Raw genomic sequence first — 15,362 nt, 5'->3', positions numbered from 1 at the left:
AACCATGGCTGGTGATAGACCGCATGTCCTGATCATCGGCGGAGGTTTCGCCGGCGTGTTCGCCGCTCGGCGCCTGAAGAGGGCGGACGTCTCGGTGACCCTGCTCGACCGGGGCACCTCGCACGTGTTCCAGCCGCTGCTCTACCAGTGCGCCACCGGGCTGCTGTCCGAGGGCGACATCGCCAGCCCGCTCCGACACCTGCTGCGGCGATGCCGCAACCTGCGCGTGTTCCTCGGTGAGGCCTCGAGCATCGACGTCGCCGCGAAGACGGTGACCGCGCGCCGATTCGACGGGTCGACCTTCGACATCGATTACGACTACCTGATCCTCGCCGCCGGGGCGCGGCAGTCGTACCACGGCAACGAACAGTTCGAACAGTTCGCGCCGGGCATGAAGACCGTCGACGACGCTCTTGCGATCCGACGCAAGATCATCTCGTCGTTCGAGATCGCCGAGACCCTGCCGACGGCGGCGCTGCGCAAACCGTGGCTCACCTTCGTCATCAGCGGCGGCGGCCCCACCGGGGTCGAGATCGCCGGGCAGATACGCGAACTCGCGATCCGCGCGCTGTCGAAGGAGTTCGACTCCATGGACCCCGCCGAGGCACAGGTGATCCTCGTGCACGGCGGCGAGCGGGTGCTCGAGTCGTTCCACCCGCGACTGTCGGGCAAGGCGCAGAAGACCCTCGACAAGCTCGGCGTCACCACCGTCCTCGGGCGTCACGTCACCGACGTGGCCCGCGATCACGTGATCACCACCGACAAGAAGACCAAGGCGACCGAGCAGATCGACACCCGCACCGTGCTGTGGACCGCCGGGGTGGAGGCGGTCCCCTTCGCGGGCGCGTTGGCCGAGGCGACGGGTGTCACGCCCGCTCGCGGCGGCACGATCCCCGTCGGACCCGACCTGCGCGTCGCCGGGCACGAGAACATCTTCGTCGTCGGTGACGTGATGAGCCTCGACGAGCTGCCCGGTGTCGCCGAGGTGGCGATGCAGTCGGGACATCATGCCGCGGTGCTGATCTCACGCGTGGTGGGCGGGAAGGCGAAGACCGACAGCCCGTTCCGCTACCGCGATCTCGGAACCGCCGCCTACATCTCGCGCTACCACGCGCTGCTGGAGTCGGGTCCGCTGCGGCTGTCCGGTTTCCTCGGATGGCTCGGATGGGGCGGCATCCACATCTTCTTCCTCGCCGGCAGTCGCAACCGCGTGTGGACGCTGGCGAGTTGGGCGTCGACCATCATCGGCGGCAGTCGCGGCGAACGCGCCATCACCTACGGCGATCCCGAGACCGCGCGGCGTCCCTACCCCTGATCGGAGGCGTCGGGCTCCCCGCTCCCGTCGGGGTGATCGACGATCTCGTAGGTCGGGTTGATCATGATGACGCCCTTGCGGCCCTGTCGGGCCTTGCCACTCGCGCGCACCACCTGACCCGGGACGATGTCGGTCCCGCCGGCGGCGCGGTCGTCGTCGGGCGCGAACCGCAGTCGCAGCAGTCCGCTGTCGTCGGTGATCTCGACGATGTGGACCTCCTCGTCGTCGATGCTGCGGTCGAAGGTGTCGCGGACGCGGCCCTCCACCGTGCCGCGGTGACCGGGCAGCAACCCACCGATGGCCAGGGTCGACGCTGCCGCGGGCTCGTCGTGCTCGCGGCGCGCCGACTCGTCGTCGCGGGCGATGCGGGCCTGCAACTGCTCGACCCGCCGCGTGAGGCGTTCCTCGACGACATCGGGGAACGCCTTGCGGATCTCGGCCTGCACGTCGAACGGGATGATCGTCGCCGCGGCGTGCGGGATCTCGCTGACCGCGCGGGAGATCTTGTCGGCACTGCGGTCGTGCAGCAGTCGCCCCAGCAGCGGCGCATAGGTGCGCCGCGGCAGCAGCACGGTGACGTGCGACCGCGGTGCGGCCCCGAGTGACTCGACGACGAGACGCTGTACGCCGCGCGTGAGACGACGGTCGGGACAGTCGATGATGGTCAGCGGCGTTCGCAGCCCGTAGTGCTCCCACCGCTTCCGGAGCTTGCGGGCCTGGTCGGCGTCGACCATGAGGTGGACCGCGGTGAGCTCGTCGGCGCGCAGACCGTGCCCGTAGCGCAGGGCCTCGAGGACGGCGAGATCGACGGCGCTGACCAGCACGAACGCGGTGTGGCGGGCGTAGTTCACCTGCTCGGGGCGGTTCGAGCGGAACTCCTCGAGGATGGCGGCCTCGGCGCGGTACTCCCGGTTGAGGCGGATGAGCCCGAACACCAGCAGCGGGAACACGACGACCACGAGCCACGCGCCCTCGGTGAACTTGGCGATCGCGAAGATCGCCACCACCACCGTCGAGACGACGCCGGCACCGAGGTTGATGGCGAGGCGACGTCGCCAGCCGCGTTCCTTGTGCGTGAGATGGTGTTTGGTCATCCCGTAACCCGCCATGGCGAACCCGGTGAACACACCGATCGCGTAGAACGGGATGAGCGCGTTGACCGAGCCGCCGGTCGCGACGAGCAGGACGATGGCCAGCAGGGCGAGCACGATGATGCCGTTGGAGAACACCAGGCGGTGTCCGCGTTTGCCGAGCTGCCGCGGCAGGAACCGGTCGGCGGCAACGAAATTGGCCAGTGCCGGGAACCCGTTGAAGCTCGTGTTCGCGCCGGTGAACAGGATGGCCGCGGTCGCGATCTGCAGCAGCACGTAGAGCGTGGAGCCGAGTGCGCCGCCGCCGAACACCCGCCGCGCGATCTCCGACAGCACCGAGGGATAGCCGTCGACGTAGGGCGTCGCGTGGGTCTCGTAGGCGAGCCACGCGACACCGGTGAGCAGGATGCCGAGGACGCAGGCCATCACCGTGAGGACCTGACGGGCGTTGGGGCCCTCGGGCTTGCGGAACGATCCGACGGTGTTCGAGATGGCTTCGACTCCGGTCAGCGACGAGCCGCCGTTGGCGAACGCGCGCAGCAGGATGAGCAGGGTCGCGCCGGCGATCAGCCCGTTGCCCTGGTGGACCTCGACGGTGCCGGGCAGCTCCGACGGCACGTACTTCGCCAGGCCGGTGGTGGCCTCGCGGATCACGCCGACCACGATCATCAGCAGCACCATGCCGGTGAAGAAGTAGGTGGGCATCGCGAACGGCCGGCCGGCCTCGCGCAGGCCGCGCAGGTTCGCCCAGCACATCAGCACCACCACGGCGATGGTGATCTCGAGGCTGTAGGGCCCGAGGGGCTTCACCGCCGACACCACCGCCACGGTGCCCGCCGACGCCTGCACCGCGACGGTGACGACGTAGTCGATGAGCAGGGCGGCGGCCGCGATCTGCGCGACACGCGGGCCGAAGTTCTCGCGCGCGACCACGTACGACCCGCCCGCGCGGGTGTAGGCCATCACCACCTGGCGATAGGAGGCCGCGACCAGGATCAGGATGCACAGGATCACGCCGGTGATCGGCAGCAGCAGCGAGAACGCGGCGAGGCCGGCGTAGGGGAGCAGTTCGACCAGGATCAGCTCGCTGCCGTAGGCCGTCGAGGAGATGGCGTCGGGGGCGAGCACGCCCAGCGCGACCGGGTTGGTCAGCCGCTCGTTCTTGAGCTCGTCGGTGATCATCGGCTTGCCGAGCAGCAGGCGTTTCGCGGCGTACCCGACCGACTCGGGGACGTTGCGCGACAGTTCGACGCCTGCGCCCTCGGCCGGGCTGCCGACGACGTGGGGCTCGGTGCGGTCGGACACGGTGACTTCCTCCTGCGACACGGCGCCCGATCGCGATCGGAGCGGACCAGCGTCAGCTTAGGCCACCGACGCTTCGCGGCGGTGCGGCAACGGCCGAGATCGACACTGCGACAACGACAAAACGGACAATGCGAAGTGCGTGCCCGAAGGGCTCGGGGTGTGTCCCCCGACACCGTCGGCGCGGCCCCTCGCAGGCGGATCGTCATGCGCCCTCGGCCATCTCGCCGCGCTGCTACTCTCGGCTTTTATGTCTGCAGCCCCTTCCGTCGAGCGCCCGGAGACAGACGGTTCGCACCCGTCGACGACGCCGACACCGCGTCGCCGCCGGCCCGGTCGAGGTGGATCCGAGCGGGGCGCGTCGGCGCGGACGGTGGCCGCCGAGCGCATCGCGCAGTGGTCGGGGCGACTGCTGACCCTCGCGGCGATCGTGTCGCTGCTGGCCATCCCGTTCCGCCACGTCCGGGTGTTCGACTGGGCGACCGACATCGTCAGTGCGTTCAACGTGCCCGCCGATCCCAGCCTGTTCGTCGTGCTGCTGGTGCTCGCCCTCGCGGGTGCCGTGCGGCGCCGGTTCAAGGCCGCCCACACCGCGCTCGTCGCGGTCATGATCCTTGCGGTCATCGACGACGCGAACGTCGCGGTGCTGCTCACCTTCTACTCCGATCAGGTGACGTTCCGCGCCGACCACAGCATCCACGTCGCCCGCGTCATCGCGTGGTCGGTGCTGGCCGTCGGTGCGGCGACCCTCATCGCCGTCGCGTGGTCGCGTCGCGCGTACACCGCCGAACTCGCCCGCCGGTCGGTGCGCGTCGCCCTCGGTGTCCTCTTCGGCGGACTGCTCACCTCGTTCGTCGTCACCTTTCTGCTCACCTTCGCCTTCCCGCGGTCGCTGCGCGGGATCGACGAGGTCGCGCTGTGGAGCTTCCGCTCGACCTTCGGCGACCGGGCGCGGCTCGACACCCCGCTGCTCGAGGGCCACGAGGGGCACCACCTCATCTACGTCCTCGCCGGGTCGATGTCGGCCATCGCGCTGGTGCTCGCGATGGTGACGCTGTACCGGGCCAACCGCGACAACGAGTTCGTCGACGCCGACGAGGAACTGCGCGTACGCCAGCTGCTGCTGTGCAACGGCGAGGACGACTCGCTGGGGTACTTCGCGACGCGTCGCGACAAGTCGGTCGTGTTCTCCGCCGACGGCAAGGCCGCCGTCACCTTTCGTGCGGTCGGCAGCGTCAGCGTGGCCAGTGCCGATCCGATCGGCGCCGCGGAATCGTGGCCCGGCGCGGTCCAGGCGTGGCTGGAGAACTGCCGCACCCACAGCCTGCACGCCGCGGTGCTCGCGGCCGGCGAGGCCGGGTCGAAAGTGTACCGCGCGGCCGGACTCAAGTCGTTGTCGATCGGCGACGAGGCGATCATCGATGTCGACGACTTCACCCTGCGCGGCACCTCGATGAAACCGGTACGACAGGCCGTCAACCGCGTCACCGCGGCCGGCTACACCATCTCGATGCGTCGCCACAGCGAGTTGTCGCCCGACGAACTCGCCGAGGTGCAGCGCCTCGCCGAGGCGTGGCGCGGTGAGGAGACCGAACGCGGCTTTTCCATGGCGCTCAACCGTGTCGGCGACCCGGTCGACGGTCGCTGCCTGCTGGTCGCCGCGCACGACGCCGACGGCACGATCCGCGGATTCCTGTCCTTCGTTCCGTGGGGCCTGCGCGGGGTGTCGCTGGATCTCATGCGCCGCGACCGCGCCGCGGAGAACGGCATCAACGAGTTCCTCGTGGCCCGGCTCATCGAGGCGGCCGGCGATCTCGGGATCCGGCGGGTGTCGTTGAACTTCGCGGTGTTCCGGTCGGTGTTCTCCGGTGCCGAACGCGAGGGTGCGGGCCCGGTCACCCGTGTCAGCGACGCCGTGCTCAGCTTCGCCTCGAAGTTCTACCAACTGGAATCGCTCTACCGCTCGAACCAGAAATACCACCCGCAGTGGGTGCCCCGGATGCTCTGCTATCACCCGTCGTTGACGGTGATGCGTGCCGCGGTCGCCGTCGGTGTCGCCGAGGGCTTCCTGCCGCACATGGGCCCGAAGTTCCTGGTGGGCACCAAGACCCCCGACCAGCAGCCCGTCCGCGACGACCCCGCGTTCGTACGTGCCGTCGCCGATCTCGAACGCGACCTGCTGGTCGCGCGGGCTCCCGCGCCGAAGCTCAACGACCAGCAGCGCACCCGCCTCGACAAGCTCGAGACCATCCGGGAGTCGGGGCACGAGGCGTACCCGGTGTCGGTGGAGCGCACCCATCGGGTCGTCGAGATCTGTTCTGCGCACGCGGGTCTCGGGGCGGGAGCGCGAACCGGTCAGACCGTGTCGATCGCGGGACGCGTCCGGGCGATCCGCGACCTCGGCGGCGTCGAGTTCGCCGTCCTCGAGGACGACCGTGCCCGCATCCAGATCGTCTCCGACGCCGATGTCGCGACGACCGGTGAACACGAACGGTTCCGGCGCAGCGTCGACACCGGCGACCTGATCGCGGTGACCGGCGAGGTGATCGCGTCGCGCACCGGCGAACTGTCGGTGGCGATGTCGCGGTGGACCATGGCCGGCAAGTGCCTCAACCCCATGCCGCAGCTGACGGCCGAACTCTCCGACGACGTCCGCGTGCGCGATCGGCCGCTGGATCTGCTGACCAACCCGTCGGCGGTCGAGTTGCTGCAGAAGCGATCCCGGGGTGTGCGCGCACTGCGCGACACGTTGCACGCGCATGCGTTCCTCGAGGTCGAGACGCCGATGCTGCAGACGGTGCACGGCGGCGCCTCGGCGCGACCGTTCAAGACCCACATCAACGCCTACGACCAGAAGCTGTTCCTGCGCATCGCGCCCGAGCTCTACCTCAAGCGACTGTGTGTGAGCGGGATGGGCGCCATCTTCGAGCTCAACCGCAACTTCCGCAACGAGGGTGCCGACGCCACCCACAACCCCGAGTTCACCTCGCTCGAGGCGTATCAGGCCTACGGCGACTACAACTCGATGCGCGAACTGACCCGCGAACTGATCCTGGCGATGGCCGTCGCGGTCAACGGTGAACCGATCGCGGTGCAGCGCAGCGAGTCCGGGGAGGTCGAGAAGGTACGTCTGGACGGCGCGTGGCCGATCATGACGGTGCACGAGGCGGTGTCGCGGGCGTGCGGCACATCGTTGTCGTCGGCGAGCTCTCCCGCCGAGGTCGCCGCGGTGTGCGCACAGCACGGTGTCGAGACCACCGGCGACATGCCCGCCGGGAAGATGGTGATGGAGCTCTACGAGGCGCTCGTGGAGAAGCAGACCCGGTTCCCGACGTTCTACTGCGATTTCCCGGTCGAGGTGTCGCCCCTGGCACGCAAGCACCGGTCGGATCCGCGACTCACCGAGCAGTGGGACCTCGTCGGGTTCGGTGCCGAACTGGGCACCGCGTACTCGGAGCTGACCGATCCGGTCGACCAGCGTGAGCGGCTCACCCGCCAGTCGCTGGCCGCGGCCGGCGGTGACCCGGAGGCCATGGCCCTCGACGAGGACTTCCTGCACGCGCTCGGCTACGCCATGCCCCCGACCGGCGGCCTCGGGCTCGGCGTCGACCGGCTGGTGATGATGCTCTGCGGCGTGCCCATCCGCCCGACCCTCACCTTCCCCTTCGTCCGACCCCAGACCTGACCGACGGGGCGGGGTGGTGGCGGTTGCCACTGCCCGCCGACAGATCCACATGGGCGTCGGTGTCGAATCACCGACATGAGTTTTGACACCCCGGGGGCGATGCGGCCTGCGCTGCATTGGACACAGACCCCACCCGCACCGACCGCGGTCGTCCTGGTGCTGCACGGCGGCAAGGTCGCCAGCACCGCTCCCGCCGAGACCAGCCAGCTGTCGGCCGCGCGCCTGCGACCGTTCGCCCGCGCCGTCGCGAAGACGATGCCCGACGCCGCGGTGGTGATGCTCCAGTACCGGATGCGGGGCTGGAACGGTGCCGACCGGTCGCCCGTGGCCGACGCGCGCTGGGCGCTCGACGAGATCCGTGCCCGCTTCGGCGACACCCGCGTGATCCTGCTCGGGCACTCGATGGGCGGTCGGACCGCGGCCGCGGTGGCCGACGACCCGTCCGTCGACTCCATCGTCGCGCTCGCCCCGTGGTGGCCCGACGGCACCGAGACCGACACCCTCTCGACCCGGCAGCACCTGATGGTCCTGCACGGTCGGATGGACCGGTGGACCAGTCCGCGGTTGTCGCTGAAGGCGACGGTCCGCGCGGCCGACCGCGGCGTCGACGCCCGGTGGGTGTCGATGGGAGCTGCGGGACACTTCATGCTGATGCGATCGTGGGTGTGGACCCGCCGTACGGTGGCCGCCGTCGGCGCGGCGTTCGCCCGCATCGCCTCCGCCCAGACAGACGACGACGCTCGACAGGAGAACCGACGATGACGACCACCCCCACCGTGGCCGGCCGCACCACCTCCGGCGCCGCAGGCACCGTCGCCGAGCTCCTCGCGCCCTACGTGGGCGGCGAGCTGCCGGTGCACCTCACCGCGTGGGACGGCAGCACAGCCGGTCCCGCCGATGCGCCGAAAGTGATCTTGCGCAGCCCCCAGGCACTGCGCCGACTGCTGTGGAGCCCGGGCGAACTCGGCGCCGCACAGGCCTACGTCACCGGCGAGATCGACGTCGACGGCGACCTGAACGAGGCGCTGACCCACGTGTGGCGCGTGGTCGGTGAACGGAAGCTGTCGCGCATCGCGATCACCCCGGCCCGTGTCGCGCAGCTGGTGCGCGCGGTGTCGAAGCTCGGGGTCCTCGGACGACCGCTCCCGGCGCCCGCGAGCCAGGCCGTGGTGAAGGGCAAGCTCCACACCCTCGCCCGCGACCGCGCCGCCATCAGCCACCACTACGACCTGTCGAACGACTTCTACTCGATGGTGCTCGACCCGAACATGGCGTACTCGAGCGCCTACTTCACCTCCGACGCACCCGATTACACCCTCGAGCAGGCGCAGCGCGACAAGCTCGACATGGTCTGCCGCAAGATCGGGCTCGACGCGCGCCCGGGTATGCGTTTCCTCGACGTCGGGTGCGGCTGGGGCTCGCTGAGCCTGTTCGCCGCGGCCGAGTACGGCGCGCAGGTCACCGGCGTCACCATCTCGAAGGAGCAGAAGGCGTTCATCGACGCCCGCATCGCCGAACGCGGTCTGGGTGACCGCGTGGAGATCCGCATCCAGGACTACCGCGAGATCCCCGACGGCCCGTTCGACGCCGTCGCGTCGATCGAGATGGGCGAACACGTCGGCCAGCAGAACTACCCGACGTACACGAAGGCGTTGCACGACAACGTCGTCGAAGGCGGGCGGGTGCTCATCCAGCAGATGTCCCGCAAGAAGGGCGACAACCCCGGCGGCGGGCCGTTCATCGAGCAGTTCATCGCGCCGGACATGTTCATGCGCCCGGTCGGCGAGACCGTGGCGATGATCGAGCAGTCGGGACTCGAGGTCCGCGACGTGCACGCGATGCGCGAGCACTACGTCCGCACCGTCGACGTCTGGTACGACACCTTCGAGAAGCGGTGGGACGACGTCGTCGCCATGGTCGGCGAGGAGACCGCACGCGTGTGGCGTCTGTACCTCGTCGGTGGCGGGATGGCGTTCCGCGACGGCCGGATGGGAGTCGACCAGATCCTGTCGGTGCGCCCCGACGCCCGCGGCCGCTCGTCGATGCCCCCGGTCCGCAACTTCTGACAGGCTGGTGCGATGACCTTCGACTGGAGCCAGTTCGGCATCGTCACCGGCGCGAGCCTGGCCGGTGTGATCATCCTGCTGGCGATCACCGCCGCGATCGGGTTCTCGATCGGCCGCCACAACGTCGTCGACGTGACGTGGGGACTCGGCTTCGTCGTGATCGCCGCGATCACCGCGGTCCTCGGCAACGGCGACCTGTGGCGACGTCTGCTGGTGCTGGTGCTCATCGGTGCCTGGGGCCTGCGCCTGGCGACGTCGATGTTCCGTCGGTCGCGTGGCAAGGGTGAGGACCCCCGCTACGAGAAGCTCCTCGACGACGCCGGCGGCAACCGTGCACTGACCGCGATCACGAAGATCTACGCCACGCAGGGACCGGCGCTGTGGTTCGTCTCGTTGCCGCTGCAGGTGTCGTCGGTCGCGCACGGCACGCTCTGGTACCTCGCGGTGATCGGGGTGCTGATCTGGGTTCTCGGCGTCACGTTCGAGACCGTGGGCGACCTGCAGATGGACCGGTTCAAGGCCGATCCGTCGAACAAGGGCACCGTGATGGACAAGGGGCTGTGGCGCTACACGCGACATCCCAACTACTTCGGCGACGCCTGCGTCTGGTGGGGCACGTTCCTCGTATGCATGACCTTCTGGCCCACCGTCGTCACGTTCCTGTCGCCGATCGCGATGACGTACTTCCTCGTGTTCGCCACCGGCGCCCGCCTGCTCGAACGTCACATGGAGCAGCGCCCCGGCTACCGCGAGTACCAACAGCGCACCAGCTACTTCATCCCCCTGCCGCCGAAGAAGGCCTGACCGCCACTGCCGCCGACGAAGGCCTGAGTGCGCGCCTGATCGACGAGCCGATGGGCGGGTTGCCCGTATCGGCAGCAGCGTTCAGGCGTCGTTCACCGGCGCGACACCCGTCGATCACCACGCTGCCGGGCTGGTGCCGTGATCTACATGCATGGCCGTGAATCCGTTCAGCAGTGGCACGTCGAGGGTCAATCCGACGGGGGAGACCGTCGACACGGGGGTGCCGCTGTCGGCGGCGGCCACCATGACCACCGCCGAACAGTTCGAGTGGCACCAGAACAACCTCAGGCGGCACTCGGTCTCACGCCGCAACTTCCTCGCCGGCAGTGCCGCCGCCGCGGCCGCCGCCGGTGTCGGGAACCTCGCGTTCTCGGGCATCGCCTACGCCGCCGACGCGCCGCTGGCCGTCGGTGGACGCCACGTCTCGTTCGGTTCCGACGCCGCGAGCCAGCTCCGGTTCTCCGCGCAGCTCTCGCGGAACCCGGGCGCCACCAAGGTGTTCCTCGATCACGGCCCCACCCCGGCGCTGGGTGCGACAACGGTCGCCGAGGTCCGCAACCTGGTGAGCCAGGTCCCGATCAGCAGCGGCGGCATCCTCGGCGCCGAGCAGTTCTACGTGCACGCCCCGGTCGACGGCCTGCCCTCGCGCATCCCGCACTTCTACCGCTGGCGCACCGCCGACGGCCGCACCACCGACGTCCGCAGCGCCGCGCCGGCCCTCGGTCGCGGACGCAGCGCCCCGTTCCGGTTCACCATGATGGGCGACCAGGGCGTCGACGAGACCCCCACGCAGCCCCCGGGTCTCAAGGCCGGTGACTACGACGACCTGTACTACAAGGCCGACAACCAGCCGAACGTGAAGCACGCGGCGAACATCGTCAACCAGATCGCCGCCCGCAACGGCGCGTTCCACATCCTCGCCGGCGACATCGCCTACGCCGACCCGTCGGGTGCGGGCAAGCCGCCGAACTTCGTGCCGAGCGGCAGCGCGCCCACCGGCTTCGACAAGTTCAACCCGTACGTGTGGGACGGCTACTTCGCGGCGATCGAGAAGACCGCCTCGCGTACCCCGTGGATGTTCGCCACCGGCAACCACGACATGGAGGCCCTCTACGGCCCGCAGGGATACGGCGGCCACGCCGCACGCCTCGACCAGCCGACGAACGGCCCGGCGGGGTGCCCGTCGGTGTACTCGGTGGTCTACGGCAACGTCGCGGTGCTCTCCCTCGACGCCAACGACGTCTCCTACGAGATCACCGCCAACACCGGCTACAGCGGCGGACGGCAGACCGGCTGGGTCGCGAGCACGCTGGCGAAGTTCCGCGCCGACCCGAACATCGACTTCATCGTCGCGTTCTTCCACCACTGCGCGTACTCGACCACCGATTCGCACGCCAGCGACGGCGGCGTGCGGGCGGCGTGGAGCAAGCTGTTCGACCAGTACCAGGTCGACGCCGTGTTCCAGGCCCACAACCACATCTTCGAGCGCACCGATCCGATCCGGAACAACCAGGCGCGCAAGCCCGCTCCCGACGGGTCGACGGTGTCGGCGAAGACCGACGGCACCGTCTACTACACCGTCGGTGGCGGCGGACGGCCCCGCTACGGGTTCCAGCCCGGCGAGTCGGAGAGCTACCGCGGCAACGTGGTGAAGGACAACACGGTCCCCAACAGCTACGTGTGGACCGCCGACGGCAAGAAGCAGGCCGAGAGCGTCGAGTGGTCGCGGGTGCGTTTCCGCAACTACTCGTTCATCAGCATCGACGTGGTCCCCGGCATCCCGGGGATCACCAAGAGCCGCATGGACATCTCGGCCATCGACGAGTACGGCCGTGAGTTCGACCGACTCACCTTCACCCGCGCCATCTCGATCGGCGGGGTCCCGTTCGGCTCCTGACCGCCCCGTCGCAGTCGGCGCCGGTTGTCTTCGGGGAGCCGTCAGTGTCTTACGCCTAGTCTGTAGCCATCATGGGTAACTCGGTGCGTCCGGCGATCGACCGCGCACTGCGGTTCCTGGTGGTGTCCGATCCGGGGCAATTGCGGTTGCGCAGTGCCAGTCAGACCACGCTGACGCTGGTGCTCGCGCTCAGCGTGCTCGTCGCGTTGACGCGCCTGTTCGGTGAGGCCATCACCGTCGCCATGCTCGGTTCGGTGGTCGCGATGTTCTCCTCGTTCGTGGTGAAGGACCGCACCGCCCGCGGTCGCCTGCTCACCACGGCGCTCATCGCGCTGCCCGCGGCCACCGCCGTGACCGTCTCGACGTTCCTGGCCCAGTACGGCGTGCTCGCCGACGTCGGTTTCGTGGCGGTGCTCTTCGGTGCGGTGTGGGTCCGTCGCTTCGGGCCGCGCGGGTTCGCCCTCGGCATGGGGTCGTTCATCGCGTACTTCTTCGCGCTGTTCCTGCGCGCCACCCCGGGCCAGATCCCCGAGCTCATCGGGTCGGTGCTCGTGGGTGTCGCGTGCGCGCTCACCGTCCGCTTCGCGTTCCAACACGAGTGGGCCGGTGCCGAACTCACCCGACTGACCCGCGCGCTGCGGGCGTCGTCGCTCGCGGTGGTCGATCTCATCGCACCCGCGAACGTCCCCGGTGCCGCCCCGGTCGGGCGGCACGAGGAACCCGCGTCGAGCGACGCCGTCCGACATGCGCTCGAACGCCTCGCCAACACCGCGCTGATGATCGAGGACTGGCTCGACCGCAACGTCGCCGCGGCGCACGTGTCGGTGACCGGGAAAGACCTCTCGCGGCGCATCTTCGACGCGCAGCAGGCCACCGAACAACTGGCGTTCGCGATGCGTCCGCGGCCGGGGACGCCGCGGTCGGTGCTCGCCGAGCGGCCCGCGGTCGCGCAGGTGCTGCTCGCGGTGCGGTCGGTGCTGCGCAATCACCCCTCGTCGGAGGACCTCACGGTCGCACGACGCATCGTCACCCGCGCCGAGGCGGCGGCCACCGACAGCGATCAGCACTCCATCGTGATCCGGGCCGCGGCCCGAACGGTGCGCGCGCACATCGCCGTTCACCGGGTGACCGCGCACGCCCTCGCGACCGCGGAGGCCCACGAACCCGCCGCGGTGCTCCCCGCCCGCACCGGGACCGCGTCCGCCGCCGACGACGCCGCGAGCCCCGAGACGCCTCGGCACCGCGGCCTGCGCGCCCAGTTCGACCGACTGCAGCCGAGCACCCGCACCGCGATCCAGGTGGCGATCGCGACCTCGGTCGCCACGGTGCTCGGCGAACTGGTGTCACCGAACCGGTGGTACTGGGCGGTGCTCTCGGCGTTCGTGGTGTTCACCGGTACCACCACGCGGGGCGAGATCCTCACCCGCGCAGGCCATCGCATCGTCGGCACCGTCGGTGGGGTGTTCGCCGGCGTGCTGCTCGCCGCCGTCGTCGGCAACCGGGCGCCGGTACAGCTCGCGCTCATCGTCGTCTGCGTGTTCTGCGCGTTCTACCTGGTGACCGTGGCCAACGGTCTGCTGGTCTTCTTCATCACCGTGCTGTTGGCGATGCTCTACGGGCTGCTCGGCACGTTCTCCATCGCCGTACTCGAGCTACGTATCGCCGAGACGTGCGTCGGCGCCACGGTCGGTATCACCGCCGCGTACTTCATCCTGCCCACCCGTACCCGGGAGACGGTGCGCGACAAGGTCGATGCATACCTCGACGCGCTCGGCGACGTCATCGACGACTCCATCACCTCGGTCGTGGAGCCCGGCAGCGGTGTCGACCTCGTGCCGGTGGCGCGTCGGCTCGACACCGCGCTCCAGGAATTGCAGACCGCCGCACGGCCTCTCGGGATGGGGCCGGCCAGTCGTGCCCGTCGCGGGACCGCGCGCCTGGTGCGGGTGCTGGAGGCCTGCGACCGCGCCGCGCACGCGCTGGTGCGGGCCGGGATGCTCGCGGCGACGGCCGACCCGGCCAGCGGACCCACCGGCGACCTCGCGCGCGCGGTGGTCGACGGGGCCGACGGGGTGCGGGCGTCGGTGATGTCGCTGCGCTCGGTGGTTCGGGGTGAGCTCGGAGAGTACGACGACACCCTCGCCGACGCGAGTCCTGTCGCGCAGGTGTTGTCCCGTGACGCGCAGGAACTCTCGACCGCCACCATCGTGGCCGTGCGCGCGCTCGACCGGCTCGACCACTCGGCCGCGCTCACGCGCGTCCCGGTGTGACGCGGCGGGTCAGGACCGGCGGATGGCCGCCAGCACCAGTCGCGCGATGGCGGCGTTGCCCTCCTGCGTGGGGTGATCGGACAGGCCGTCACCGCGCGGGATCTTGCCGTTGAACCAGCGCACACCGTCCGGGGTGCAGGCGTCGTGGCCGACCGCGGGTCCGGCGACGTCGACGAAGGTGTCGCCGTGGCGACGGGCGGCGGCCGAGAGCACACCGTTGAAGCGGGTGAAGAAGTCGCGCACGAACACCGCGTCGGCGGAGCTGAACGGTGCGTCGGGGTAGCAGCCGCGCAGGCCGTAGTAGCCGCCGTGACCGACGACGAGGACGCGGGCCCGCGGCGAATTCGCGTCGACGACGTTCAACACGCGATCCATCGACACGCTCAGCGCGGCGAGCTTCTCGGTGATGTTCGCCGCGACGGTCGCATTGGTGCGGCATCGCGAGTCCGTGCCCGGCACGAACGAGAAGCACGGCCCGATCAGCGAGCCCCAGTTGATGTCGTTGCCGCCGATGGAGAGGGTGACGAGGGTGGTGTCGGGGCGCAGGGCGGCCGCCTGGATCGGCACGCTGCGCACGATCGGCAGGGGGGTGGTCTGGCGACGGTCGGTGATCTCGGCGGTCACCGCGCCGCGGCACGCGACGGTGGTGAACGACGCCGGACGCAGTGCGCGGGCGACGCGCTCGGGGTAGCCGCCGCCTCCGCGACCGCAGCCCTGGGGGTCGAACGACTCGACGATGCCCGCGCCGATCGCCCGGGAGTCGCCGAGGGCCACGTAGCGGACCGGCGTGGCCGCCGAGGCGGGTGCGACGACACCGAGACCGAGCAGCGCCGCGATCGCGACGACGACGGTGACGGCGGCCCGGACCGGCGAACCCGACCGGATCGAACCGACTGCTGAGTCCGTGCGCATGAGGCTCCCCGCCCTGTCGT

At 70.1% G+C, this 15,362-nt stretch carries 9 protein-coding genes; 7 read left to right on the top strand and 2 right to left on the bottom strand.

The annotated features are described in order from the left end of the window. Positions 1-4 precede the first annotated feature (4 nt). Complete coding sequence (locus ACQ7HM_RS10130; protein ID WP_434216126.1) at positions 5-1,315, top strand: NAD(P)/FAD-dependent oxidoreductase; 1,311 nt, start codon at positions 5-7, stop codon at positions 1,313-1,315. Here the strand turns inward: ACQ7HM_RS10130 and ACQ7HM_RS10125 are convergent. Then, positions 1,306-3,651 (bottom strand): amino acid permease, encoded by a 2,346-nt coding sequence (locus ACQ7HM_RS10125; RefSeq protein ID WP_434216403.1) that lies wholly within the window; start codon positions 3,649-3,651, stop codon positions 1,306-1,308. The genes ACQ7HM_RS10130 and ACQ7HM_RS10125 overlap by 10 nt on opposite strands. Positions 3,652-3,958: 307 nt before the next feature. Here ACQ7HM_RS10125 and lysX point away from each other — a divergent pair, with 307 nt between their 5' ends. From lysX to ACQ7HM_RS10095, 6 genes are all read left to right on the top strand, one after another. Continuing rightward, positions 3,959-7,393, top strand: coding sequence for a bifunctional lysylphosphatidylglycerol synthetase/lysine--tRNA ligase LysX (gene lysX / locus ACQ7HM_RS10120; RefSeq protein WP_434216125.1), 3,435 nt, complete (start codon positions 3,959-3,961; stop codon positions 7,391-7,393). 75 nt (positions 7,394-7,468) lie between these two features. Beyond that, on the top strand, positions 7,469-8,155 hold the full coding sequence (locus ACQ7HM_RS10115) for an alpha/beta hydrolase (protein WP_434216124.1): 687 nt from the start codon (positions 7,469-7,471) through the stop codon (positions 8,153-8,155). After that, positions 8,152-9,459, top strand: a complete 1,308-nt coding sequence (locus ACQ7HM_RS10110) for a class I SAM-dependent methyltransferase (RefSeq protein ID WP_434216123.1) — start codon at positions 8,152-8,154, stop codon at positions 9,457-9,459. Before ACQ7HM_RS10115 ends, ACQ7HM_RS10110 begins: the two co-directional genes overlap by 4 nt. A gap of 12 nt (positions 9,460-9,471) precedes the next feature. Next, positions 9,472-10,263, top strand: coding sequence for a DUF1295 domain-containing protein (locus ACQ7HM_RS10105; RefSeq protein WP_434216122.1), 792 nt, complete (start codon positions 9,472-9,474; stop codon positions 10,261-10,263). A gap of 151 nt (positions 10,264-10,414) precedes the next feature. Next, positions 10,415-12,160 carry a metallophosphoesterase gene (locus ACQ7HM_RS10100; protein WP_434216121.1) on the top strand — a complete coding sequence of 582 codons (1,746 nt, stop codon included), beginning with the start codon at positions 10,415-10,417 and terminating at the stop codon, positions 12,158-12,160. A gap of 71 nt (positions 12,161-12,231) precedes the next feature. Next, entirely contained in the window at positions 12,232-14,430 is a 2,199-nt protein-coding gene (locus ACQ7HM_RS10095) for an FUSC family protein (protein ID WP_434216120.1), read from the top strand. A 9-nt stretch (positions 14,431-14,439) separates the two neighbouring features. On the opposite strand, the gene ACQ7HM_RS10090 is transcribed toward ACQ7HM_RS10095, so the two are convergent. Then, a complete protein-coding gene (locus ACQ7HM_RS10090; protein ID WP_434216119.1) occupies positions 14,440-15,342 on the bottom strand; it encodes an SGNH/GDSL hydrolase family protein in 903 nt (300 codons plus the stop codon). Positions 15,343-15,362: the final 20 nt, after the last annotated feature.

Source organism: Williamsia sp. MIQD14 (assembly GCF_051025635.1).
Classification (GTDB): domain Bacteria; phylum Actinomycetota; class Actinomycetes; order Mycobacteriales; family Mycobacteriaceae; genus Williamsia_A.
Note: the sequence above shows the minus strand (reverse complement) of the source record. Positions and strands in the feature narration are given on the sequence as shown.